Source organism: Pseudoxanthomonas daejeonensis, from assembly GCF_010093205.1.
GTDB classification, from domain to species: Bacteria; Pseudomonadota; Gammaproteobacteria; order Xanthomonadales; family Xanthomonadaceae; genus Pseudoxanthomonas; species Pseudoxanthomonas daejeonensis.
Genome location: NZ_PDWN01000001.1, coordinates 56410 through 77938, shown reverse-complemented (window position 1 = coordinate 77938; position 21529 = coordinate 56410). Strand labels below are relative to the sequence as shown.

Sequence of the window (21529 nt, the reverse complement as noted above, 5' to 3'; positions counted from 1 at the left end):
TCGGTACGGGCGATGTTCCGGCCGCTTTCGACGGCCTGGGTGTCGCGGTCGTGCCCGCTCCTGCAAGGCAGGGATGTCAGGGCTGGCATTCCGCCGCCCGCGCCAGGAGCAGGTCGCGTTCGCGGGTGTTGCCGGTCATCGCCGCGGCACGCTCGAATTCGCCGCGTGCCTCGCCGAGGCGGCCGAGGCGGAACAGCAGGTCGCCACGTACGCTCGGCAACAGGTGGTAGCTCGCCAGCTTTGGTTCGTCACGCAGTGCGTCCACGCGCCCAAGCGCGGCCTCGGGGCCGAACGCCATCGAGACTGCCACCGCGCGGTTGAGTTCGACCACGGGCGATGGCGAAAGCTGCGCGAGCGCATCGTACAAGGCGACGATGCGCACCCAGTCGGTATCGGCGGCGGTGACCGCGCGCGCGTGGCAGGCCGCGATCGCTGCCTGCAATGCATAGGGCCCAAGCGCACCGCCCAGTCTTTGCGCGCGCTCCAGCGCGGCCAGGCCGCGGCCGACCAGCAGCCGGTCCCAGCGCGAGCGGTCCTGGTCAAGCAGCAGCACCGGTTCGCCATCCGCGCCGATGCGTGCGTGCAGGCGCGAGGCCTGGATTTCCATCAGCGCGACCAGTCCCAGCACTTCCGATTCGTCCGGCATCAGTCCGGCCAGCACGCGTCCCAGGCGCAGCGCTTCCTCGCACAGCCCCGGGCGGATCCAGTGGTCGCCGCTGCTGGCCGCATAGCCTTCGTTGAAGACCAGGTAGATCACCCCGAGCACGGCCGACAGGCGCTCGGGCAGCTCCTCGCGGCGCGGGATCTCGAACGGCACGTTCGCCTCGGCCAGCGTGCGCTTGGCGCGGACGATGCGCTGGGCCACGGTGGCTTCGGCGGCGAGGAATGCGCGTGCGATCTCTCCCGTCTCCAGGCCGCCAAGCAGCCGCAGGGTCAACGCAACGCGCGATTCCGGCGGCAGCACCGGATGGCAGCTGATGAACATCAGCCGCAGCAGGTCGTCGCCGACCGGATCGTCGAGCAGCTCCCCGTTGTGCTGGTCGACTTCGGCCTGCCACTGCTCCAGCTCGTAGGCGATCTCCACATGCTTCTGGTCGCGCAGCTTGAGGTGGCGCAGGCGGTCGATCGCACGATTGCGCGCGGTAGTGGTCAGCCACGCGGCCGGGTTGTCCGGCACGCCGCTCTCGGGCCATTTCTCCAGCGCCGCGACCAGCGCGTCCTGCGCCAGTTCCTCGGCCAGGCCGACGTCGCGGACCATGCGCACCAGCCCGGCGATGACGCGCGCCGACTCCATCCGCCAGACGGCGTCGATGGTGCGATGGATGTCGTGGTGGGGCCGGTGGTCGCTCATGCGTGGCGATCACACCATCGCCACGCGAGCCGGACAAGTGCCCGCTCCATCATGTCGAAGGCGGCACCGCGTCCGGGTCCATGAAGAAGGGCTCCCACTGGTGGCCGTCGAGGTCGGCGAAGCTCTGCTGGTACATGAATCCATGGTCGCGCGCCGGCTGGGTGATGGTCGCGCCCGCGGCCACCGCCTTGCCGACCAGTTCGTCCACCTCCTCGCGGCTGTCCAGCGAGAACGCCAGCAGCACTTCGGTCTGCTGGCGGGCGTCGCCGAGCGGCTTGGCGGTGAAGCCCTGGAAGAACGGCTCCACCAGCAGCATCACGAAGCTGTCGTCGGAGACGATCATGCAGGTGGCGTTCGCATCGGTGAATTGGGGGTTGAAATTGAACCCCAGCGCGGTGAAGAACGCGACGGAACGATCGAGGTCCTTCACCGGCAGGTTGACGAAGAGCTTGCGGGGCATGGGCGGGCTTCCGTTGCGCGTGGCGGGAGATGGGGTTCAGCCCTCGGGGCAGGGATCGGAGCAGTTGACCATCCACGGCACCCCATGGCGGTCCACCAGGCTGCCGTAACGCTTGGCCCAGAACGTCTGCTGCAGGGGCATCTCGGTCCGCCGGGCATCCTGGGATAGCGCGGCGAACACCCGCTCCGACTCGGCGACGTCCGCGGTCTGGAAGGTGATGTAGGAACCGGTGATCCCCCGGTAGGGATGGTCCGGCGTGGCATCGGTGCCCATCAGCAGGTGCCCGCCGATCTCGACGCAGCCGTGCATGATCCGGTCCTTCACCGAAGCCGGCATTTCGCCGCAGCCTTCCTGCGGTGGCATCTCGCCGAAGGTCATCATCCCCATGACCGTGCCGCCCAGCAGTTCCGCGTACGACTCCAGCGCCTGGCGGCAGTCGCCGTCGAAGCTCAGGTAGGTGTTCAGTGGCATGTGCATGTCCTCCAGGAGTGGGCGTTCAATTGCGCGCGGCGATCTCGTCGCGCAGGCGGCGTTCCTGCTCCCGCAGCTCGGGGGTGAACTCGGCGCCGAAGTCGTCTTCCTCGAACACCGGCCGGATTTCGATCTCGCTGTCTTCCATGTGCGGGTTCGGGCAGCGCTTGACCCATTCGATGGCCTCGTCCATCGAGCGCACCTGCCACAGCCAGAATCCGGCGACCAGTTCCTTGGTCTCGGCGAACGGGCCATCGACCACCGTGCGCCCGCTGCCGGAGAACTGGACGCGCACGCCGCGCGAGGTCGGATGCAGGCCTTCGCCGGCCAGCATCACGCCGGCCCTGACCAGCTCCTCGTTGAACCGGCCCATGTCGGCCAGCAGTCGTTCGTCCGGCATCGTGCCGGCCTCGGAGCCGGGCGAGGCCTTCACTATCACCATCACGCGCATGTCCGTGTCCTCGTCAGTGGGTAACGACCTGCCAGGCGGCGTGCGGCCGTCCACGCGGGCTTCGGGGTACGACGGCCGGCCGGCGCCGGAATCGACACGGGCCGCAGCGGATCGCGTCCAGGAGTTCGGGCGGCCCATTCCGTGACCGGCTTGTCGCCGGGTAGACCGCGGCGTGCGACAGTCCCCGTCCAGTCGGGCAGCGGCGGTCGGGCTTCGCGGGGCAGCAGTCCTGCTGGCCTTCGATCCACCGGAACGGAACCCGGTTCCAGGCGTGCACGTGTCGGAGAGGATGCAAGCATGATGTTCATGGTCGGCCAGGGAGAGCGGGTGTTGGCCATCGGCCCGCACGAGGACCACCATTGCCCACGCTGCGACGAGGTCAGGCCGTTCGAGCCGCAGCTCAGATACAAGTTCGGCGAGTTCGACCTGCTCTTCGGGTTCGTCTACGACAAGCGCTACCAGCTGGCCTGCACGCAATGCAATCACGGCTGGCTCCTCGACACCCGCCTGACCGAACGCGAGCTCGGTCGCATTCCGATTCCGCTGCGCCTGCGTTTCGGCTTCGTGGTCCTGCTCGTGCTGGTCGCCGGACTCGGCGCCGCCGCTTACGCGATCAAGGCGGGTCCCTGAGGCGGTCGGAGATGACGCGCGGGCCGGATGCTGCTGCAGTGCGTGCATCCATCCATCTCCATTTCCGTCACCGCCCTGTCGCTGGAGTGATGCCATGCACCCCGAGATCCAGGCCTACAACGCACGCCAGAAGCCGGCCCATCGCGCGGTCTGCGAGTTGCTCGCCCATGAGATCGACGCCCACCTGCCGGGTGCCGAAAACAAGATCTGGCACGCGCATCCGGTGTGGTTCCTGGACGGCAATCCGATCGCCGGCTACAGCCTGCAGAAGCCGGGCATTCGCCTGATGTTCTGGAGCGGCGCCGACTTCGACGAGGCCGGGCTGGCCGTCGTCGGCAAGAAGTTCAAGGACGCCTCGGTGTTCTACAACGAGGTGTCGGAGATCGACATCGCCGACCTGCAGCGCTGGGTCGGCAAGTCGCGGACGATCCAGTGGGACTACAAGAACATCGTCCGCCGGAAGGGACGACTGGAGCGGCTGCCCTAGTCCGGAGCCCGCCTGGCTGTCCGGCGCCGCTTCCACGCATCGCCGCTGCGGGGGCTTGTCACGACGGATCCGGTCGCCGGTTCAGCGCCGTACCGGTGCCAGCGTCTCCACCCGCACCCGGTCAATGTCCACGTGCCCGCGCGCGGTCGAGTTGTCCAGGGTCGACCAGTTGAAAAGCGCCGGCCGCGCGCCCTTCCACCAGCTGAAGCGCATGGGCCTGGCCTCGCCGAGCGCGACGAAGCTGCGGCCGTCGTCGAGGCTGTATTCGTAGCGCACGCCCTGGTCGGCGACGTGCTGGCGCAGCTGTACGGTGGTGCCGTCCACGCGCGGGCCGCGGGTTTCCACGCCGGCCGAAGCGAACACCAGGTGGCGTACGCCGTCGTGCCGCGCCACGCCGACCCAGTTCGGCTGCACCTGCAGCATCGCCAGCCCGGCGCGTTCGCCGTCCTGCAGCGCCGATACGTCCAAGCGCACGGTGGTACGCGAGGCACTGCCCTGGTGGACCTGGGTGAGCGTGTTGCGCGCGGCCAGGAAGCCGGGCGCGTACATCGCCGTCAGGCGCAGGTAGCCCGTGCGCGCGACCAGGCTCCAGTGCGTATCGACTGGATTGTGGTTCCACTCCCACTGCGGGCCGAGGGTGGTGGTGTCGAATGTGTCGGAGGCCTGCGGATAGACGGGTGGATGCACGCGGCCGACGTCGGGCATGCGATGCGTGGCGACCGGCTGGCCGGTGGTGGCGGAGACGGGCTCGCCGATCAGCGGCCAGTCGTCGATCCACCGCACCGGTTGCAGGTGGACGATGCGCCCGTAGGCGCCGGTGCTGTTGAAGTGGGCAAACCAGCCTTCGCCCGACGGCGTCTCCACGTAACCGCCCTGGTGCGGCGCCTGCACATCGGTATCGCCCTGGGCGAGCACGGTGCGCCATTCGTAGGGACCGCGGATGTCGCGCGCGCGCAGCACCGCCTGCGGGCCTTTCTCCACGCCGCCGTAGGGCGCGAAGATGTAGTACCAGCCATTGCGCTTGAGCAGCTTGGGGCCTTCCAGGACCGGCAGGTTCACCGGGTCTTCGACGATCACGGTACCGGCGTCGAGCACGCGGGTGCCATCGGGCGTCATCCGCCGCAGGATCAGCGGACCGGCGCCGACCTTCGAGTGGACCAGCCAGGCGCTGCCGTCGTCGTCCCACAGCGGGGATGGATCCTCGAAACCGGCCTGCGCGACCAGCGCGACCGGCGAACTCCACGGGCCCTGGGGTTTCTCCGCGGAAACCATGAAGATGCCGTCGGTCGGCGTGGCGAAGAAGATGAAGAAGCGGCCGTCGTGGTGGCGGATCGACGGTGCCCACACGCCGGCGCTGTAGCGGTGGCCCATCGCCGGGTCCAGGCGCGCGCGCGCGGAGCTGTCGTCGAAGTCGAGCGGGCCGGGCAGGTCGTAGGCGGGTCCGAACGGCAGCCGCGGCAGGGCATGGCCGGCGATGGTCCAGTGCACGAGATCCTTCGATGTCAGCACCGGCAGGCCCGGCGAGAAGTGGAAGGTCGAGGCGACCATGATGTAGTCGTCGCCGACCCGGATCACGTCGGGATCGGAGTAGTCGGCGAACAGGATGGGGTTGGCGTAGTCGCGAGGCGGCGGCTCGGCGGCCATTGCCGGCGGGCATGCCAGCGCCAGCGCAAGCAGGAGCGGTCGCAGCACGGTGGGAAGGGGAGCAGTGGCGTCGTGCACGAACTACTTCCCTGGCATCGCGGCAATGCCCGCGCAACGCAAGGGTACCTGCAGGCGAAAGCCGGTGGGCCGCGACGTCAGGCGCCGCCGGATTCCTGCGACCGGCGCAGCGTGCGGGCCTGTCCGATCGCGGCCACGCGCGCACGGCGCACGGCTTCCCCGACCTGCGGCCCACTGAGGCCTCCGCCGCCGTCCAGATCGCGCGCGTTCACCGCCAGCGCGGCCGCGTGCACCCGGCGCAACTCGGGGCCCTGCGGGTAGTCGGCATCCTCGCTGCCGAGGCGGCCACGCGCGTCGGCCTCGCAGGTCAGCGCGATACGCGCCACGCGTTCGGGCCGGCGGAGGGCATCGCAGCGCTCGAGCAGTTCGAGCACGGTCGCATCGCGCAGTTCGGCCAGGCGGTGGACGTTGAGGTGTTCGCGGCACACCGCTTCGGCCAGGCGGCGGTGTTCGAGCGGCACCTTCAGCCGTTCGCACAGCGCGGCCAGTGGCTTGAGGCCGGCATGTTCGTGGCCGATGTGCTTGGGCAAGACGTCGCCCGGCGTCAGTGCCTTGCCCAGGTCGTGGGTGAGCGCGGCGAAGCCGGCCAGGTCATCGCCGGGAGCCAGGCGCGCGGCCATGTCGCTGACCATCTGCTGGTGCACGCCGGTGTCGATTTCGGGGTGGTACTCCGCGCGCTGCGGCACGCCGTACAGCGCATCGACCTCGGGCAGGATCGCCGCCAGCGCGCCGCAGGCATGCATCGTGGCGAGGAACGCCGAGGGCTGCGGCGCGGCCAGCGCCTTGCGCAGTTCCTGCCAGACGCGCTCGGGCACCAGCGCATCGAGTTCGCCGCTGGCGACCATCTGCCGCATCAGCAACAGGGTTTCCGGCGCGACGGTGAAACCCAGCGGTGCGAAGCGGGCCATGAAGCGGCCCGCACGCAGCACGCGCAGCGGATCCTCGGCGAAGGCAGGCCCCACATGGCGCAGCACGCGCGCATCGATGTCGTCCACGCCGCCATAGGGATCGACCAGGTCGCCCTGCGCGTCGCGGGCGATCGCGTTGATGGTGAAGTCGCGGCGTTGCAGGTCTTCTTCCAGGGTCACCGCCGGATCGGCGTCGACCACGAATCCACGATGGCCACGCCCGCTCTTGCGCTCGGTCCGGGCCAACGCGTGTTCCTCGCCGGTGCGCGGGTGCAGGAACACCGGGAAGTCGCTGCCTACCGGCTTGAAGCCGGCATCGAGCATCCGTTGCGGCGTGGCGCCGACCACGACCCAGTCGCGGTCCCCGGGCGCCAGTCCCAGCAGTTCATCGCGTACCGCGCCGCCGACAAGATAGGTATCCATGGCGCCCATCGTAGCGTGCGGCCCCTCCGGCTCAGATCGCCAATGCCGGAGTCGGGCAGGCGAAGCGCTTGCGCGCGCCCGCGTTGTGGCCGAGCAGGCGTTCGCTGACCGGGAGCGCGTCCTTGTTGAGCAGCCAGTCGTAGATCGCGCTGAAGGCCAGCACGCGGGCCACGTAGTCGCGGGTTTCCTTGTAGCTGATCGTCTCGATCCACAGGTCCGGATCGTGCGAGGGCCGCTGCGACAGCCAGCGTGCAGTTGGCGTCGGCCCGGCGTTGTAGGCGGCGATGGCCTGGTAGGTCTGGCCGTACTTGTCCTCCATCTCGCGCAGGTAGGCGCTGCCCAGGGCGATGTTGGTGGACGAGTCGTACAGGCTTTCGGCGCCGGCATACGGCAGCCCGGTGCGCTGGGCCACGCCGGCGGCGGTGCCCGGCAGCAACTGCATCAGGCCGCGCGCGTTGGCCGGCGAGCGCGCATTGGGATTGAAAGTGCTCTCGGCGCGGATCTCGGCGGCGATCCAGGCCGGATCCAGGTCGTTGCGCCTGGCGGCCGCGCGGATGTCGGCGTCGTGGTGCAGCGGGAAGCGCAGCTTGTACAGGCGCTGCTCGTCGGGCTGCTTGCCCAGCGAGAACACCGCGCGGTCGAACCAGCCTTGTTCCTGCGCCAGCGCTACCGCAGTGCGGCGGCGGGCGTCGTCGAAGCGGGTCAGCGCATCGTTCCACTCGCGCACCGCCCAGCCCGGCTGGTCGATCCGCTGCAGCGCCAGCGCACGGACCAGTGCAGGATCGCGCGCGACTTCCTTGCGCAGCGCCGGCGGGTCGGCCGGGTCCCACGGGCACAAGGCATAGGGCAACTTGAGCCGGTCGGCGGCGAGGAATCCATGGAAGGTCGGCGAAGCGGCCGCGCTGCGGAACAGCGCCTGTGCTTCGGCGCCGCGACCGGTCTTTTCCAGCATGCGGCCTTCGAACCAGCGCCAGCGCGAGTCCTCGCGTTGCTTCGTCGGCATCCTGCGGATCGCGTCGAGCGCGGCCTTCCAGTCGCTGCGGGCCATCGCTTCGCGCGCGCGCCACTCGTGCAGGCGTTCGTCATAGGCCGGTTCGGGCACCGCGGCCAGCCGCCGCGCCGAATCGGGCAGGTAAGAGGCCACGGTCCACAGCGCGACCTGGTACTGCACCTGGCCACGCTGCGCTTCATCCATGCCCAGTACCGGCGCCAGCTGCGCAAGCTGGCGCTCGGCGCCATCGGGGTCGTTCCTGGCCAGCTTCGCAAGGCCGGCGGCGGCGACCTGCCGGCTGCGCGCGTCGCGCGGCCATTGCGCGGCGCGTGCATGCGGGGCCTGCACGAAGGCGGCATAGTCCTGGGCCAGCGCGAGCGCATCGGCCGCAAGGCCGCGCGCCGCGCTGCGCATCACGCCCGGATCGCCCTCGGCCACGGCCAGGTCGAAGCGTTCCCAGCGCAGTGCATCGTCCAGGCCGCCACGCGCGGCCAGGGTGGCGAAGGTCGTGTCGCAGGCATCGGGCAGCGACTTGCCGCTTCGCCACAGGGCCTGCGCGTCGCTGTTCCAGTCCGCTTCGGTGCGACCGAGCGCCTGCTGCGCGTTGAGCCGCGCGCAGCGCAGCGCGGCATCGTCACTGGGGCGCCAGTCTGCGAGGAAATCGTTCCACTGCTGGCGCCGCGAAAGCGAGGCCAGCCACAGCGGGCGCAGCGCGTTGGCGGATGCCTGGCCGTCGTATCGTTGCAGGAAGGCACGGACCTGCGCGGCATCGGCCGTGTCGAGGTTGCGCGACAGCTGGGCGTATTCCAGCCACGGCCGGCGCGGATCGTTGCGCAGGGATTCGGCCTGTCCTGCCGCCAGCTGGCCGCGCTGTGCGGCGCCAATGGCGGCCTTCATCGCCGCATCGTTGTCCGCCCCGGAAGCGGAGGCCTGGGCGAGGGCGAGCGAGGGCACGGCCAGCAGCAGTGCCAGTGCGGAACGGTGGAGGTATTGGAGCGAAAGGGTGGTGGCGGGCGGCGACATGCGCTCGAATATACCCAACGCGCCTGAATGGCCGTGACAATGCGGCTTTCGCGCCGTTCCGCGTCACGACGGGGCCCGCACCGGAGGCGTCATCTTGTCACCGCTGATATTCCTGCTGTTCCCGCTGCTGGGCCTGGTGGCCGGCGTCCTCGCCGGCCTGCTCGGGATCGGCGGCGGCCTGGTGCTGGTCGCGGCACTGGCCTGGCTGTTGCCGCTGTTCGGCGTGCCGCAGGAGGCGGCGATGCACGCCGCGCTGGCCAGCTCCCTCGCCAGCATCGTGCTCACCGCCGCCTCGTCCGCGCGTGCGCATGCCCGGCGCGGCAGCGTGCTATGGCCCACGGTCGCGTGGATGGTGCCGGGCCTGCTGCTGGGAGGCTGGCTGGGCAGTGGCGTGGCCGTGGCGCTGGATGATGGTGCGCTACGCTGGATCGTCGCGGTCTATTGCCTGGTGGCGGCGTGGCAGATCGGCTTCGGACGCACCCGCGCCCCGGGCGATGGCAGCGAAGTGCAGGCTCCGCGCGGCTGGCCGATGAGCGTGGCCGGTGGCGGCATCGGCGCGTTGTCGGCGGTGGTCGGGATCGGTGGCGGCAGCATGACCGTGCCGCTCCTGGTCTGGCGCGGGGTCAGGCCAGTGCGCGCCGTCGGCACCTCAAGCGCTTGCGGCGTGGCGATCGGACTGTCCAGCGCGCTGGGCTACGCGATGCATGCACCGGCCGGCGCGCTGCCTGCGCACGGGTGGGGGTACGTCTACCTGCCCGCTGCCGTGGGCGTGGCAGTGGCTTCGGTCGTGGCCGCGCCCTGGGGCACGCGGCTGGCACACCGGCTCAGCGGCGAGGCATTGCGGCGGGTATTCGCGCTGTTCCTGCTGGCAGTCGGACTGAGCGTGCCCTGGTCGGGCTGAGTCGACGCGACGTGCCACCGGCGACACGTGGTTCCGGCTCGCGCGGCACACCACAGGGGGCGTGACGCCCGGGGTAGGGGAATCGGGATCGCGGTCGCACCCCCTCCTGCAAGGGTGGGGCTGCGACGGGATTTTGCAGGGATCAGCGGAGGCGGGCTCGCGAAGGCGCCGGGTGTCCGGGCAGGATGCTGCCGCTCAACCGCAGCTTTCGCCGACGATCTTCGCCAGGCGCTCGTATTCGATGCGACGTCGTTCGACGTTGTCCGGGTGGGCGAAGCGGAAGCGTGATTCGGCTTCGCGTGCATAGCGATGCCACGCTTCGCAGGCCGAGCCATCGGGGACGCGCGCGCACCGGTCGCGTACCACTTCGCAGGCCCTGCCGGCGCCACCGGCCGGATTGCCGTCCAGGCCGACGGTACGCAACGCCAGGCAGCGCGGCGGCTGCTCCTGTTCTTCGCTCAGATAGGCGTCGTTGTCGTAGGTGGTGCAGCGGAACAGCGGCGGAGGCGGCAGACGCCCGGGGTCGGGTTCGGGTGCTTGCGGCGGCGGGGTCCGTGGCAGGTTGGCACTGTCGAGGATGCGCGGCTCGGGACCGGTGGACGTGCTGACGAATCCACCGCTGTCGGTGGTCGCCGGGGCAGGGGGCGTCGGGGATGCGGTCGGTGCGCGCGCCGGTGTGTTCGACACGCCCTGAACCTGCTGCTGGCGCTGGGTCGTTCCGGAAGGACAGGGCAGGTTCTGCACGGTCAGGTTGCCGGCGGCGTCAGTGCAGCGGTAGATCGTCTGGAGCGCCGTGGGCGCGGCGTCCGTCAGCACCTGCGCCGTCGCAGCCGGCACGGGAGCCGGGGGCGGCATGGCGGCTGGAGCCGGTAGGGGAGCCGCCGTGGGCGTGGCGCCGGCCGGCGCACTGGAGACGCCCTGCACCTGTTGTTGGCGCTGGGTGCTGCCCGCCGGGCAGGGCCGGTTCTGCACGGTGAGTTCGCCGGCTGCGTCGGTGCAGCGGTAGATCGTGGTGCCTTGTGCGGCGGCCGTACCCGCAAGGGTGCACAGCAGGAGTACCAGCGATACGTGCATCGGGCGGAAAAAGAAGCGTCGGTTCAGGCGGAACATGCGTTCAGGGCGTCCTGCATTCGTTGGCCATGCGTGCATCGATTTCGCGCTGTTCGCGATCCAGCGCCGCACGTTCGCTCGGCATGCCGGCATGGTAGACGCGCAGGATCTCGTAGCGCCGGTCCGAGAGCGCTCCGCACACCTCCTCCCGCGACAGGCGCACGCACGAGTCACGCACCCAGGTGCCGCCGGGCACGATCACCCCGGGCGATGGCCTGTGCCCGCCGCCGTGAGGCCGGCCCGCACCGGCGGCAACCGGAGCGGGACCGGCGGGCCTGACCGGCGGCAGGCCGGGCTGCGGCGGTCGCGGCCGTGGCCCCGGTCCCACCGGGTAGCCCATCGTCCACAACGGCACCCAGCGCGACTGGCCTTCGCCGGAGGCGCTGGTGTAGGTCGTGCCGTCCGGTGCGGTGCACTCGTACACCGGTGCCGGCTCTGCCACGGTGATGATGCGGACTTCGCGATCGGGCGCGACCGGTGCGCTGGCCGCTACCGGCGTAGCGGTGGAAGCGGCCCGCGCCGGCGGATCCTGCGGGCGCTGCATCTGCACCGTTTCCTGGCGTTCGCCGTCGCGGCAGGGCGAATCGCGCAGCGCGACCAGCTGGCCGCGGCTGTCGACGCAGCGATAGATGGTCACGCCGCCCGTGGCCGCCTGCTGCGCGCCAGCAGGCGGGGCCGGCAGGATGGCAAAAAGCGGCAGGAGCAGGAGTGTCGCGTGGCCGCGCATGGTCAGTCCGTCGGATTGCCGCCGCGTTGCGCCGGAGCAGTCGCTACGGCGAGGGCGATGCAGGTGCGCCGGAGCGGAAGGCAGTACATGTCGCCATCCTAGCGCGACGCGCGTGGATGCCAGCTTGCAATCAGGATCGCAGGAGGCTGCCGTCGCGGGCGACGCGGATCGGCGTGGGTTGCGCCAGCTCCCCGGTATCGCCGGCGACGATCCCGTCGATGGCCTCGTCCAGCACCGGATCCAGTTCGGATCGGCTGCGCGCCGGGGGTTCACCGCCGCGGTTGGCGCTGGTGGAAACGAGCGCGCCCCCGAACGCCTCGCACAGGGCAATGACGACCGGGTGGTCGCTGATCCGCACCGCGATGCTGTCGCGCCCACCGGTGATCCATGCCGGCGCGTCGGCGGCGGCCGGCATCACCCATGTGTGCGGCCCGGGCCAGCTGGCCAGCACGCGCGCCAGGCGTTCGGCCGGCAGCGCGGGAAGGTCGAGCCAGCGGCGCAGCGGATCCAGGTGCGCGGTGACCAGGATCAGGCCCTTCTCGACCGGGCGCTGCTTGAGTTCCAGCAGGCGCAGGACGGCGGCCTCGTTGTCCGGATCGCAGCCCAGCCCCCAAACCGCCTCGGTCGGGTAGGCGAGCACGCCTCCGCGCTGGAGCAGCGCGGAGGCTTCGTCGATGGCGAGGGTGCGGGCCATGGCGGGCGATGTTAGTCGCGCGATTGATGGCGCGGGATGAAGGTCCGGGGTGACCGGGTTCTCAGAACGGGGGGGCGTCGTCCGCGGCCGACCGCGCCGCTTTCTTCGGCGGCGCCTTCTTCATTGCGGCCTTACTAGCGGGCTTCTTCTTCGCCGCCTTCTTCGCGGTCTTTTTCGCCGGTGCCTTCTTCGTCGCGGCCTTCTTCGGCGCAGCGGCTTCCTTGGCAAGGGCCTTCTTCGCGACGACCTTCTTAGCAGCCGTCTTCTTGGCGCCGAAGCCGCGGCGGGCCGGCTTGCCGGTCTCCTCCATCAACTTCTGCACCTCCGCCAGGGTCAGCGAGGCGGGTTCGCGGTCCTTGGGGATCTTGCCGTTGAGCTTGCCGTCGCTCAGGTACGGACCGAAGCGGCCGTTGAGCACCTGGATCTCGCTGCCCGGGAATTCCTTGATGATCCGGTTGCGCGCGATCTCTTCCTTCTCCTCGATCAGGAACACCGCGCGGGCCAGGTCGATCTTGAACGGGTCGTCTTCCTTCTTGAGCGAGGCATAGACGCTGCCACGCTTGGCGAAGGGGCCGAAGCGGCCGATGCCGACGCTGACCTGCTCGCCGTTGTTCTCGCCGAGGTTGCGCGGCATGTCGAACAGCTTCAGGGCATCGTCGAGCGAGATCGAATAGATGCTCTGGCCCGGCTGCAGCGAAGCGAACTTGGGCTTTTCCTCGTCCTCGACCGTACCGATCTGCACCATCGGCCCGAAGCGGCCGATGCGCGCGCTGACTTCCTTGCCGCTCTTCGGATCGGTGCCCAACGCGCGCGAGCTGCCGGCGTCGGTGCGGTCCAGCGATTCCTTCTTGTCCTCGACCAGTTCCTTGAACGGGGCCCAGAACTTCGCCATCAACGGCACCCACTGTTCCTCTCCGCGGGAGACGGCATCGAGCTCGTCTTCCAGGTTCGCGGTGAAGTCGTAGTCCACGTAGCGGGTGAAATGAACGGACAGGAACTTGCTGACCGCGCGACCCACGTCGGTGGGTTTGAACGCGCGGCCTTCCATCTCGGTGTACTTGCGGAACAGCAGGGTCTGGATGATCGAGGCGTAGGTGGACGGCCGGCCGATCCCGTATTCCTCCAGCGCCTTGACCAGCGCCGCTTCGGTGAAGCGCGGCGGCGGCTGGGTGAAGTGCTGGTCGGCGTGGATGCGATCCAGCGGCACGCGGTCGCCGGTCTTCATCGCCGGCAGCTTGCGGCCTTCGTCCTCGTCCTCGGCGGCCTTGCTGTCCTTGCCTTCCTCGTACACCGCCAGGAAGCCGGCGAACACCACCGTGGTGCCGCTGGCGCGGAACACGTGCTCGCTGCCGGCGGCCAGGTCGACCGAGACGGTGTTGAGCGTGGCCGGCACCATCTGGCTGGCGACCGCGCGCTTCCACACCAGTTCGTAGAGCTTGCGCTCGTCGTCGGTGAGGAAGCGCGCCACCTGCGAAGGCGTGCGCAACGCGGCGGTCGGGCGCACGGCCTCGTGCGCTTCCTGCGCGTTCTTGGACTTGGTCTGGTAGACGTTGGGCTTGTCGGGTACCGAAGCGGTGCCGTAGTCGCGCGCGATCACGTCCCGGATCTCGGCCAGGGCTTCCTGCGACAGGCTCACCGAGTCGGTACGCATGTAGCTGATCAGGCCGACCGTGCCTTCGTCGCCCAGGGCCACGCCTTCATACAGCTTCTGCGCGACCTGCATGGTCTTGCGCGTGGTGAAGCCGAGCTTGCGCGATGCTTCCTGCTGCAGGGTCGAGGTGGTGAACGGCGGCGCCGGGCGGCGCTTGCGCTCCTTGCTGGCCACGTCGGTGACATGCAGCGCACCGGCGGCTGCCTGCTGCAGGCGCAGGCGCGCCGCTTCGGCGGTGTCGCCATCGGTGATGGTGAACTGTTCGAACTTCTGCCCGTCGAGCTTGATGAGCTTGGCGGTGAACGGCTGCGAGGCGTGGGCCAGCTCGGCACCGATGCTCCAGTACTCGCGCGCCCGGAACGCTTCGATCTCCTCCTCGCGTTCGACGATCATCCGCAGCGCGGGCGACTGCACGCGGCCGGCCGACAGGCCCGGCTGCACCTTGCGCCACAGCACCGGCGAGAGGTTGAAGCCGACCAGGTAGTCGAGCGCCCTGCGCGCCTGCTGTGCATCGACCAGGTCCACGGCGATCGCGCGCGGCTGGGTCATCGCCTCCTTGATCGCACGCGGGGTGATCTCGGTGAACACCACCCGGTGCAGCGGCTTGTTGCCGAGCAGGCCGCGTTCCTTGAGGATCTCGGCGATGTGCCAGCTGATCGCCTCGCCTTCGCGGTCCGGGTCGGTCGCCAGCCAGATGTCGTCGGCCGCCTTTGCCGCCCTGGCGATCGCCTCGACGTGCTTCTCGTTCTTCTCGATCAGGTCGTAGCGCATGGCGAAGCCGCGCTCGGGATCGACCGCTCCCTCCTTGGGCACCAGGTCGCGCACGTGCCCATAGGAGGCCAGGACGGTGAAGTCCTTGCCGAGATATTTGTTGATCGTCTTGGCCTTGGCGGGCGATTCGACGATGAGGAGATGCTTGGGCATGGCAATAGTCTGGGTGCGGCGGCGGTCCTTCCGGGACCGGATGCGGGCGGTTAGCGTCACGTGAAGAACGCTGTCGCCAGAGAAGCCGACGCCCGGGAGGGGCCCCCCGGGCGTGGTCGCTGTCCTTTTTATACGTGAATCACGCCGTGGCCGGCCGTGTCAAGCCGGGCGTTCCGCCGCCCGGCCCGATGGGGAGCCCTTTTACCACTTCATCGACGACAACAGTCCGATCATCGCGATCGCCGCCACCGCCATCGCCACGAACATCAGGGCGAACAGCACCAGGATCACCACGGTGACCGTGCCGAGCCCGCGTTCCTGCCATTCCGGGCGGTCAGTGTAGGCCCACTTGTCCACCACCAGGGTGTCGCACAGCATGTCGTGCAGGGCCTGCTTGCGCTCGGTGAAGGCGACCATCAGGCCCGAGATCAGCACGCCCAGGCCGCAGGTGAAGAGCACGAACAGCAGGTAGGCCAGGTAGCGCAGGAGGGCCCGGCCGAAGCCGATCGGCTCGCCGTTGGTGCGCACGACCTTGGCCCCGACCGCCATCTTGCCCAGGCTGGCCTGGGTGCCGGACGAGTGCATCCACGCGAAATACAGCATCGGCACGCCGAAGCTGATCGCGTAGTTCAGGAACAGGAAGGTCACGCTGGCCCCTGCCCCCGCGAGCTCGTTCTGGGCCAGGCTCGACAGGCTCATGCCGAATACCAGCATCAGCGGGATCAGCAGGGCGTAACTGAGCACGCCGGTGACCAGGCCGTCGACGACACTGGCGGCGAAGCGGCGCCACAGGCCTGCCATGACCACGTCGCCGCCGTGGACCGGGTCGGCGCCGGCACGGACATCCATCATTGCCACCGGTGCGGAGTAGGGGCTGTAGGCCCCCGCGGAGGCAGGCGCCACGCCGCCGCCGCCCGGGGCGGCCGCTGGCGTTGCATCGGCCGGCGGCACGGAGGCGGCCAGGACCGGTTCGATGCGGAAGTCCAGGGTCGCCGCCGCGTCCTCCAGGCCCAACTCGGCCCGCAGCGAACCCAGCGGCTGCCAGGCTGGCAACCCGTCCCGCCAGACCAGGGTCGCCGCATCGATCTCGCCGGCGCGGAAGCGCTGGACGAGGGCTTCTGCCGGCTGCGGGCCGATCTGCCTGCGCTGGCGATCGGCGTAGTACCACTCGGTCATGCGGTGCGTTCCTTGCTGGATGGATCGGTGGGGCGCGTCTCAGCCACGGCAGGAGACCGGCAGGTACTTGTCCTCGACTTCCGAGCTGCACTGCCAGCCGGCACCGTTGGGGTCGTATTCCAGCCAGATCGCGTTGCCGTCCAGCGCGGGCTTGCCGGGGGCCGCGATGGTCGCTTCCAGCCCGCACAGGTCGCTGCCTTCGAATTCGCCGAACGTCACCGGGCCCAGGTTCGCCTGCGCGTAGCTGTCCGCATCGCCGAAGCCTTCATCGCCGTTGCGAGGGCAGCGGTCGTTGGCGGCCATGAACTCGGTAACCGCCGACTGCAATGCCTGGGCCTGCGCGATGGTGGCGGACGTGTGCGCGCGCAGGGTGTAGTCCTGGTACGCGGGCAGGGCGATCGCGGCGAGGATGCCGACGACGGCGATCAAGAACACGCCCGCAACACCGATCAACGCGGCGATCGCGCAACCGGACAGGCCGGAGGGCCGCGGCGCGGAAGCCACGGGCGCAATCGACGCCGCGGGCAAGGGCGGCGGCAGTGCCGCCAGTTCCAGCTCGGCGGTGAAATCCTGCAATGGACGCCACTGCGCCTGGCCGTCGCGCCACACCAGTGTCTGCGCACCGATCGCGCCACTGGCGGCGAGTGCGCGCAAATCCGCGGCCTGCAAAGGGCCGTGCCGCTGCCCGTCGGCAGTGGCGTAATACCAGTCGCTCATGTGATTCCCCGTAGCGTGCGCGTCCACGTTACCCCATGCCCCGGATGCGCGGAAGCCGGCTTGCGCCGGCTTCCGGGGTCATCGTGGCACGCGGATGCCGATCAGTGCACCGGTTCGGCTTCCTCGCCGAACATCTGCGTTTCCATCCACGCGTACGCCGCTTCGGCGCCGGGCTGGTTGAACAGCACCATCAGGATCACCCACTTGAGGTCATCCAGGTCCAGCTCGTCCTGGTCCAGGGCCATGGCCCGGTCCAGCACCAGCTCGCGCTGGTCCGCATCGAGCACGCGCTGCTGTTCCAGGAACAGCAGGAAGCCGCGGCATTCCACGTCGAGCTTGTCCAGCTCGGGTCCGTGGTAGACCCGCACCGGGCCGTCGACGCGCGCATCGCCTGCGGCCGGGCGCTGCTCCGCCAGCCCGTCGAGCCAGTCGAAGGCCTTGCTGATTTCGCTTGGACTGAAGCCGGCTTCGATCAGCCCTTCCTGCAGCGGATCGCGGTCGCGGAGGGTGTCCGCATCGTCACCGATGTAGTGTTCGAAGAGATAAAGCAGAACGTCCAGAATGCTTTCTTTCATTGCCCTCGGCCTGCGCCCCGTTCGGGACGCCGTGGGGTGGGGAACCACGGGCAAAGTGCCCACGCCTGCCACCCCGGTCAGGCGATCGCGTCGCCGCCGGTGGACCTGCGTGCGTAGCGGCCATGTTCGACCGCGACCCGCCCATCCAGTTCCATGGCCAGCAGCATGGAGGACAGGGCGGCGGTCGTCAATCCGGTGCGCTCGACCAGCAGATCCATAGGGGTTGGGTCGTAGCCGAGGGCGGCCCACAATCTGTCGTGGTCGACAGTGTCGCCGCGGGGGGCGCATGAAGGCCTCGCGGAGCGCGTCGTCGGGGCGTCCGTGGACCTGGCGTGCGGCCCAAGGGAGGTGGCCAGGCGCCCGGCCAGCGCTGCGATTCCAGCCAGAACTTCGTCCGGGTGCTCGACCAGTTGGGCCCCGTCGCGGATCAGGCGATGGCAGCCACGGGCCTGGGGGAGGTGGATCGAGCCGGGGATGGCGAAGACCTCGCGCCCGGCCTCTGCGGCCAGGCGGGCGGTGATCAGCGCCCCCGAGCGCACGGCCGCCTCGACTACCAGGGTGCCCAGCGAAAGTCCGGCGATGATCCGGTTGCGGCCGGGGAAGTGCCAGGCGCGGGGCGGGGTACCGGGCAGGTGTTCGCTTACCACCGCACCGGAGATGGCGATGCGATCGCGCAGGCGGTCATGGCGGGGCGGGTAGGGCACGTCCGCTCCGGTGCCGAGCACGGCCACGGTGAGTCCGCCGGCGGCCAGCGCCGCGTCGTGCGCAGCGGCGTCGATGCCCGCGGCCAGGCCGCTGGTGACGGCCAGCCCGGCCCGGCACAGCGCATCGGCGAACAGCCGGGCGGTATCGCGTCCGCCCGGGCTGGCGCTGCGGCTGCCGACCACGGCGATAGACGGTCGCCACAGCATGTCCGGGTCGCCGTCGACAAACAGGGCCAGCGGCGGATCCGGCGCCTGCCGCAGCAGCGGCGGATAGCGCGGATCGTCGTTGCCGATCAGGTGGTGGCCCGGATGCGCCAGCCAGGCCAGCGCGCGATCGAGGGCGGTGGCAGGGATGGCCTCCTTCCCCGCGTGCAGTTCCGGATCGCCCGGTCCGCCAGGGGGTGGCAGCGCACGATGCGGTGCACGACGCTCCCCTGCCAGCAGCCGTCGCAGCAGCGGCAAGGGATCGGGTGGGCAGGGCGCGGGCATCGCAGGATCGTTACCCGGAAACGACGACGGCGCCCTCGGGCGCCGTCGTCGCGTGCTGTAGGAATTCTCCGGCGCTTACTGCGCGTCGGGATGCCGTGCCTGGAAACCGACCCGGACCGGCTTGGTCCCGTCCATCACCAGCGCATAGCTCACCTTGTCGAAGGTGCGGAACACCATCGCATGGGCGGCGTACTCCTCCGGCAGGGCGACCGTGCTGCCGTTGCCGGTGAACTGGTCGTCCATGCGCGAGGTGCGGGCACCGTTCACGCGGTCGTTGATGTGGCGGCCCGGCCGCCACAGCGAGAAGACGGTGCCGTTGTCGATGCCGTCCAGACGGCCGGCGGAGATCGCGATGACGTCACGCGGGCCACCGGCGGTGGCGCTGACGGCAACGGCCAGCACGCTGACATCGGCCGGTTGCGAAGCCGGCGGATGCGGGAAGAACTGCAGGTCGTAGGCCTGCGCCTCGACCGGGACCACGCGGTCGCCGGCACGGACCTCGTGACCACTGTCCTCCAGGCTCAACGTGGCCACTTCGACGCCGCCGGTGCCCGAGGCGCGGGTGACCGTGCCGACATTGACCTTGGACAGCTCGTAGCCGAGGGCTTCGTTGCGGGTGGTCGGCGGTACGTACTGGCTCCACAGCACGCCGTCCAGCGGCATCGGGCGGCCGTCGGCCTCCAGGTGCTGGAACGGCCGCGGCAGGGCGTAACGCACGGTCGGGCGCAGCACCATATAGCGCTGGCCGGCCTGTACGCCGTCGAGTCCCTTCACGTAGGCGATCTGGCCGGCGCTGCCGCGCAGGCGGTTGTCTTCGAACCCGACCACGTAGGGCAGGTGCTCGAAGGCGTCGGTGACGCGCAGGTCCTTGAGGAACGGCTCGATTTCCGACAGCGGAACCGCGCCGATCGGGGCCTCTTCGCGCGGGCCGGCCTGTACCGCGACGCGGTCCAGGTAGGCCAGGCTCAGGACGTCGCCCGGAAAGATCAGGTGTGGATTGGCGACCTGTGGATTGGCCTGCCAGATTTCCGGCCACAGCCACGGCTTGCCGAGGAAGCGTCCGGCAATATCCCAGAGCGTGTCGCCCCGGACCACGACGTACGTGTCCGGATGACTGCCCCGCGACTCGACGGCGGCAGCATAGGTGGCGACGGTCATCATCGCGACGGCAAGTACCGTCCGAAGGCGTGTGAGCATGGTTGCGTTCTCGCCTGATTTCCCCAACAGGTCAGGCGACTATAGTCCAGAATTCAGGCCGTTGCGCAAGCTTCCGCGCTAGAATTGCGACGGCGGGCCGGTTTGTCCCGGTCATCCCCCTCGGAGTTCCCCCATGGCCTTGCTGCCCATCCTCGAGTTTCCCGATCCGCGCCTGCGTACCCGGGCCGCGCCGGTCGACCCGGCGCAGGTGACCACGCCGGAGTTCCAGACCCTGCTCGACGACATGTTCGAGACCATGTATGCCGCGCCAGGCATCGGCCTGGCCGCCAGCCAGGTCGATACCCACCTGCGTTTCATGGTCATCGACGTCAGCGAGGGCAAGGACCAGCCGATGGTCTTCATCAACCCGCAGATCACCGTCCGCGATGGCGAACAGGTCTACCAGGAAGGCTGCCTGTCGGTACCCGGGATTTTCGCCGACGTGACCCGCGCCAATGCCATTACCGTGCGCCACCTGGATCGCCAGGGCCGCGAGCAGGAGCTCAGTACCGATGGCCTGCTGGCGGTGTGCATCCAGCACGAGATGGACCACCTGGAAGGCAAGCTGTTCGTCGACTACCTCTCGCCGCTCAAGCGCGAGATGGTGCGCAAGAAGCTGGCGAAGGCGCGCAAGCACGCGGCCTGAGACCGAAGGGTGCGGCGCCGTCCGCGACGGCATCGGGTGCGGGCCGGGTCCTGGCCCAGGCCGGTGACGTTCGTCCGCAGCTCCGTCCCCTCCTTCCCGCTCCCTCGAACCCCTTCCGCATGAAAATCGTCTTCGCCGGCACGCCGGATTTCGCCGTGCCCTCGCTGCGTGCCGCCGCCAGGCACCACGAGGTGGTAGCCGTCTATACCCAGCCGGACCGGCCGGCCGGCCGTGGCCGCGGCCTGTCCGCTTCGCCGGTCAAGCTGGAGGCGATCGCCCGCGGCATCCCGGTGCTGCAGCCGGAGAGCCTGCGCCGGCGCTCCGCCCAGGCTGCCCTGCGCGAGCTCGCACCGGATCTGATGGTGGTGGTGGCCTATGGTCTGATCCTGCCGCAGGCGGTGCTCGATATTCCTGTCGCCGGCTGCTGGAACGTCCACGCCTCGCTGTTGCCGCGCTGGCGCGGCGCCGCGCCGATCCAGCGTGCCATCCAGGCCGGGGACGCGCTCACCGGCGTATGCCTCATGCAGATGGACGCCGGGCTGGATACCGGTCCTGTGCTCCTCGACCAGTCCACCCCGATCGGCGCCGATGAAACCGGCGGGCAGCTGCATGACCGGCTCGCCGAGATGGGCGCGCAGGTCCTCGCCGACGGGCTGGGCCTGCTGCGTGCCGGCATCCGTCCGGTACCGCGGCCACAGCCGGAGGAAGGCGCGACCTACGCGCACAAGCTGGACAAGGCCGAGGCGCGGCTGGACTGGACGGCAGCGGCCAGCGTGCTTGCACGGACGGTGCGCGCCTTCGATCCGTGGCCGGTGGCCGAAGCGATGGTGGCCGGCGAGCGGCTGCGCATCCACGGCGCGGTCGCGCTGGATGCAGGCCACGCCGCGGCGCCGGGCACCCTGTTGGCGGCCGGCCGCGAAGGCATCGATGTCGCCTGCGGGCAGGGCGTTCTGCGCCTGCGCGTGGTCCAGCGCGATGGCGGCCGGGCGATCACCGCGGCCGACTGGCTCAACGCACGTCGCGACCTGGTCCGGACGGCTGACCGGTGACGCCTCGGCCTCCCGACCATCGCCGGCCTCCGGCGCCGCGCCCGGAGCGGAC

General features: G+C 69.9%; 21 protein-coding genes. 5 read left to right on the top strand and 16 right to left on the bottom strand.

Going from position 1 to position 21529, the window contains the following annotated elements:
- Positions 1–76 precede the first annotated feature (76 nt).
- From CSC65_RS00350 to CSC65_RS00335, 4 genes are read right to left on the bottom strand one after another with little or no spacing between them, the layout of a single operon-like run.
- On the bottom strand, positions 77–1351 hold the full coding sequence (locus tag CSC65_RS00350; protein WP_162407981.1) for an RNA polymerase sigma factor: 1275 nt from the start codon (positions 1349–1351) through the stop codon (positions 77–79).
- 49 nt (positions 1352–1400) lie between these two features.
- Positions 1401–1811, bottom strand: coding sequence for a VOC family protein (locus CSC65_RS00345; RefSeq protein WP_162407980.1), 411 nt, complete (start codon positions 1809–1811; stop codon positions 1401–1403).
- A 36-nt stretch (positions 1812–1847) separates the two neighbouring features.
- Positions 1848–2282: a VOC family protein gene (locus tag CSC65_RS00340; protein ID WP_162407979.1), complete on the bottom strand. Its 435-nt coding sequence runs from the start codon at positions 2280–2282 to the stop codon at positions 1848–1850.
- A gap of 25 nt (positions 2283–2307) precedes the next feature.
- A complete protein-coding gene (locus CSC65_RS00335) occupies positions 2308–2733 on the bottom strand; it encodes a YciI family protein (RefSeq protein WP_162407978.1) in 426 nt (141 codons plus the stop codon).
- A 297-nt stretch (positions 2734–3030) separates the two neighbouring features.
- Here CSC65_RS00335 and CSC65_RS00330 point away from each other — a divergent pair, with 297 nt between their 5' ends.
- Together CSC65_RS00330 and CSC65_RS00325 are read left to right on the top strand one after the other, a co-directional pair.
- Entirely contained in the window at positions 3031–3363 is a 333-nt protein-coding gene (locus CSC65_RS00330) for a hypothetical protein (protein ID WP_338015080.1), read from the top strand.
- A gap of 94 nt (positions 3364–3457) precedes the next feature.
- Complete coding sequence (locus CSC65_RS00325; protein WP_162407977.1) at positions 3458–3850, top strand: DUF1801 domain-containing protein; 393 nt, start codon at positions 3458–3460, stop codon at positions 3848–3850.
- A gap of 81 nt (positions 3851–3931) precedes the next feature.
- On the opposite strand, the gene CSC65_RS00320 is transcribed toward CSC65_RS00325, so the two are convergent.
- The 3 genes from CSC65_RS00320 to CSC65_RS00310 form a co-directional block, all read right to left on the bottom strand.
- Entirely contained in the window at positions 3932–5572 is a 1641-nt protein-coding gene (locus CSC65_RS00320; RefSeq protein WP_202922798.1) for a glycoside hydrolase family 43 protein, read from the bottom strand.
- A gap of 77 nt (positions 5573–5649) precedes the next feature.
- Positions 5650–6903: a multifunctional CCA addition/repair protein gene (locus CSC65_RS00315; protein ID WP_162407976.1), complete on the bottom strand. Its 1254-nt coding sequence runs from the start codon at positions 6901–6903 to the stop codon at positions 5650–5652.
- A 31-nt stretch (positions 6904–6934) separates the two neighbouring features.
- Positions 6935–8917 (bottom strand): transglycosylase SLT domain-containing protein, encoded by a 1983-nt coding sequence (locus CSC65_RS00310; RefSeq protein WP_162407975.1) that lies wholly within the window; start codon positions 8915–8917, stop codon positions 6935–6937.
- Between the two features lie 94 nt (positions 8918–9011).
- On the opposite strand from CSC65_RS00310, the gene CSC65_RS00305 reads away from it, so the two are divergent.
- A complete protein-coding gene (locus CSC65_RS00305) occupies positions 9012–9818 on the top strand; it encodes a sulfite exporter TauE/SafE family protein (RefSeq protein WP_238390214.1) in 807 nt (268 codons plus the stop codon).
- Positions 9819–10013: 195 nt separating this feature from the next.
- Here the strand turns inward: CSC65_RS00305 and CSC65_RS00300 are convergent, their stop codons facing one another.
- The 9 genes from CSC65_RS00300 to CSC65_RS00260 all read right to left on the bottom strand — a co-directional run bounded on the left by CSC65_RS00300 (position 10014) and on the right by CSC65_RS00260 (position 19782).
- Positions 10014–10928, bottom strand: a complete 915-nt coding sequence (locus CSC65_RS00300) for a DUF4124 domain-containing protein (RefSeq protein WP_162407974.1) — start codon at positions 10926–10928, stop codon at positions 10014–10016.
- A 4-nt stretch (positions 10929–10932) separates the two neighbouring features.
- The gene (locus CSC65_RS00295; RefSeq protein ID WP_162407973.1) at positions 10933–11655 is read right to left on the bottom strand and encodes a DUF4124 domain-containing protein; all 723 of its coding nucleotides are present in this window, start codon (positions 11653–11655) and stop codon (positions 10933–10935) included.
- 130 nt (positions 11656–11785) lie between these two features.
- Positions 11786–12349 (bottom strand): L-threonylcarbamoyladenylate synthase type 1 TsaC, encoded by a 564-nt coding sequence (tsaC, locus tag CSC65_RS00290; protein WP_162407972.1) that lies wholly within the window; start codon positions 12347–12349, stop codon positions 11786–11788.
- Between the two features lie 61 nt (positions 12350–12410).
- A complete protein-coding gene (locus CSC65_RS00285; protein ID WP_162407971.1) occupies positions 12411–14924 on the bottom strand; it encodes a DNA topoisomerase I in 2514 nt (837 codons plus the stop codon).
- Positions 14925–15125: 201 nt separating this feature from the next.
- A complete protein-coding gene (locus CSC65_RS00280; protein ID WP_162407970.1) occupies positions 15126–16100 on the bottom strand; it encodes an RDD family protein in 975 nt (324 codons plus the stop codon).
- A 39-nt stretch (positions 16101–16139) separates the two neighbouring features.
- Entirely contained in the window at positions 16140–16817 is a 678-nt protein-coding gene (locus CSC65_RS16285) for a pilin (protein WP_162407969.1), read from the bottom strand.
- Positions 16818–16918: 101 nt separating this feature from the next.
- Positions 16919–17392 (bottom strand): DUF494 family protein, encoded by a 474-nt coding sequence (locus CSC65_RS00270; RefSeq protein WP_162407968.1) that lies wholly within the window; start codon positions 17390–17392, stop codon positions 16919–16921.
- Positions 17393–17469: 77 nt separating this feature from the next.
- Entirely contained in the window at positions 17470–18585 is a 1116-nt protein-coding gene (dprA, locus tag CSC65_RS00265; protein WP_162407967.1) for a DNA-processing protein DprA, read from the bottom strand.
- A 75-nt stretch (positions 18586–18660) separates the two neighbouring features.
- Positions 18661–19782: a LysM peptidoglycan-binding domain-containing protein gene (locus tag CSC65_RS00260; protein WP_162407966.1), complete on the bottom strand. Its 1122-nt coding sequence runs from the start codon at positions 19780–19782 to the stop codon at positions 18661–18663.
- A gap of 133 nt (positions 19783–19915) precedes the next feature.
- Here CSC65_RS00260 and def point away from each other — a divergent pair, with 133 nt between their 5' ends.
- The gene (def, locus tag CSC65_RS00255) at positions 19916–20428 is read left to right on the top strand and encodes a peptide deformylase (RefSeq protein ID WP_162407965.1); all 513 of its coding nucleotides are present in this window, start codon (positions 19916–19918) and stop codon (positions 20426–20428) included.
- A 119-nt stretch (positions 20429–20547) separates the two neighbouring features.
- A complete protein-coding gene (gene fmt / locus CSC65_RS00250) occupies positions 20548–21477 on the top strand; it encodes a methionyl-tRNA formyltransferase (RefSeq protein ID WP_162407964.1) in 930 nt (309 codons plus the stop codon).
- Positions 21478–21529: the final 52 nt, after the last annotated feature.

Coding starts and splice junctions, on each gene's coding strand:
- dprA (WP_162407967.1), bottom strand. CDS start 18,585: ATGCCCGCGCCCTGCCCACCCGATCCCTTGCCGCTGCTGCGACGGCTG.
- CSC65_RS00335 (WP_162407978.1), bottom strand. CDS start 2,733: ATGCGCGTGATGGTGATAGTGAAGGCCTCGCCCGGCTCCGAGGCCGGC.
- CSC65_RS00325 (WP_162407977.1), top strand. CDS start 3,458: ATGCACCCCGAGATCCAGGCCTACAACGCACGCCAGAAGCCGGCCCAT.
- CSC65_RS00330 (WP_338015080.1), top strand. CDS start 3,031: ATGATGTTCATGGTCGGCCAGGGAGAGCGGGTGTTGGCCATCGGCCCG.
- CSC65_RS00295 (WP_162407973.1), bottom strand. CDS start 11,655: ATGCGCGGCCACGCGACACTCCTGCTCCTGCCGCTTTTTGCCATCCTG.
- CSC65_RS00340 (WP_162407979.1), bottom strand. CDS start 2,282: ATGCCACTGAACACCTACCTGAGCTTCGACGGCGACTGCCGCCAGGCG.
- CSC65_RS00280 (WP_162407970.1), bottom strand. CDS start 16,100: ATGACCGAGTGGTACTACGCCGATCGCCAGCGCAGGCAGATCGGCCCG.
- CSC65_RS00310 (WP_162407975.1), bottom strand. CDS start 8,917: ATGTCGCCGCCCGCCACCACCCTTTCGCTCCAATACCTCCACCGTTCC.
- CSC65_RS00270 (WP_162407968.1), bottom strand. CDS start 17,392: ATGAAAGAAAGCATTCTGGACGTTCTGCTTTATCTCTTCGAACACTAC.
- CSC65_RS00315 (WP_162407976.1), bottom strand. CDS start 6,903: ATGGATACCTATCTTGTCGGCGGCGCGGTACGCGATGAACTGCTGGGA.
- CSC65_RS16285 (WP_162407969.1), bottom strand. CDS start 16,817: ATGAGCGACTGGTATTACGCCACTGCCGACGGGCAGCGGCACGGCCCT.
- CSC65_RS00350 (WP_162407981.1), bottom strand. CDS start 1,351: ATGAGCGACCACCGGCCCCACCACGACATCCATCGCACCATCGACGCC.
- CSC65_RS00260 (WP_162407966.1), bottom strand. CDS start 19,782: ATGCTCACACGCCTTCGGACGGTACTTGCCGTCGCGATGATGACCGTC.
- CSC65_RS00345 (WP_162407980.1), bottom strand. CDS start 1,811: ATGCCCCGCAAGCTCTTCGTCAACCTGCCGGTGAAGGACCTCGATCGT.
- tsaC (WP_162407972.1), bottom strand. CDS start 12,349: ATGGCCCGCACCCTCGCCATCGACGAAGCCTCCGCGCTGCTCCAGCGC.
- def (WP_162407965.1), top strand. CDS start 19,916: ATGGCCTTGCTGCCCATCCTCGAGTTTCCCGATCCGCGCCTGCGTACC.
- CSC65_RS00285 (WP_162407971.1), bottom strand. CDS start 14,924: ATGCCCAAGCATCTCCTCATCGTCGAATCGCCCGCCAAGGCCAAGACG.
- fmt (WP_162407964.1), top strand. CDS start 20,548: ATGAAAATCGTCTTCGCCGGCACGCCGGATTTCGCCGTGCCCTCGCTG.
- CSC65_RS00300 (WP_162407974.1), bottom strand. CDS start 10,928: ATGTTCCGCCTGAACCGACGCTTCTTTTTCCGCCCGATGCACGTATCG.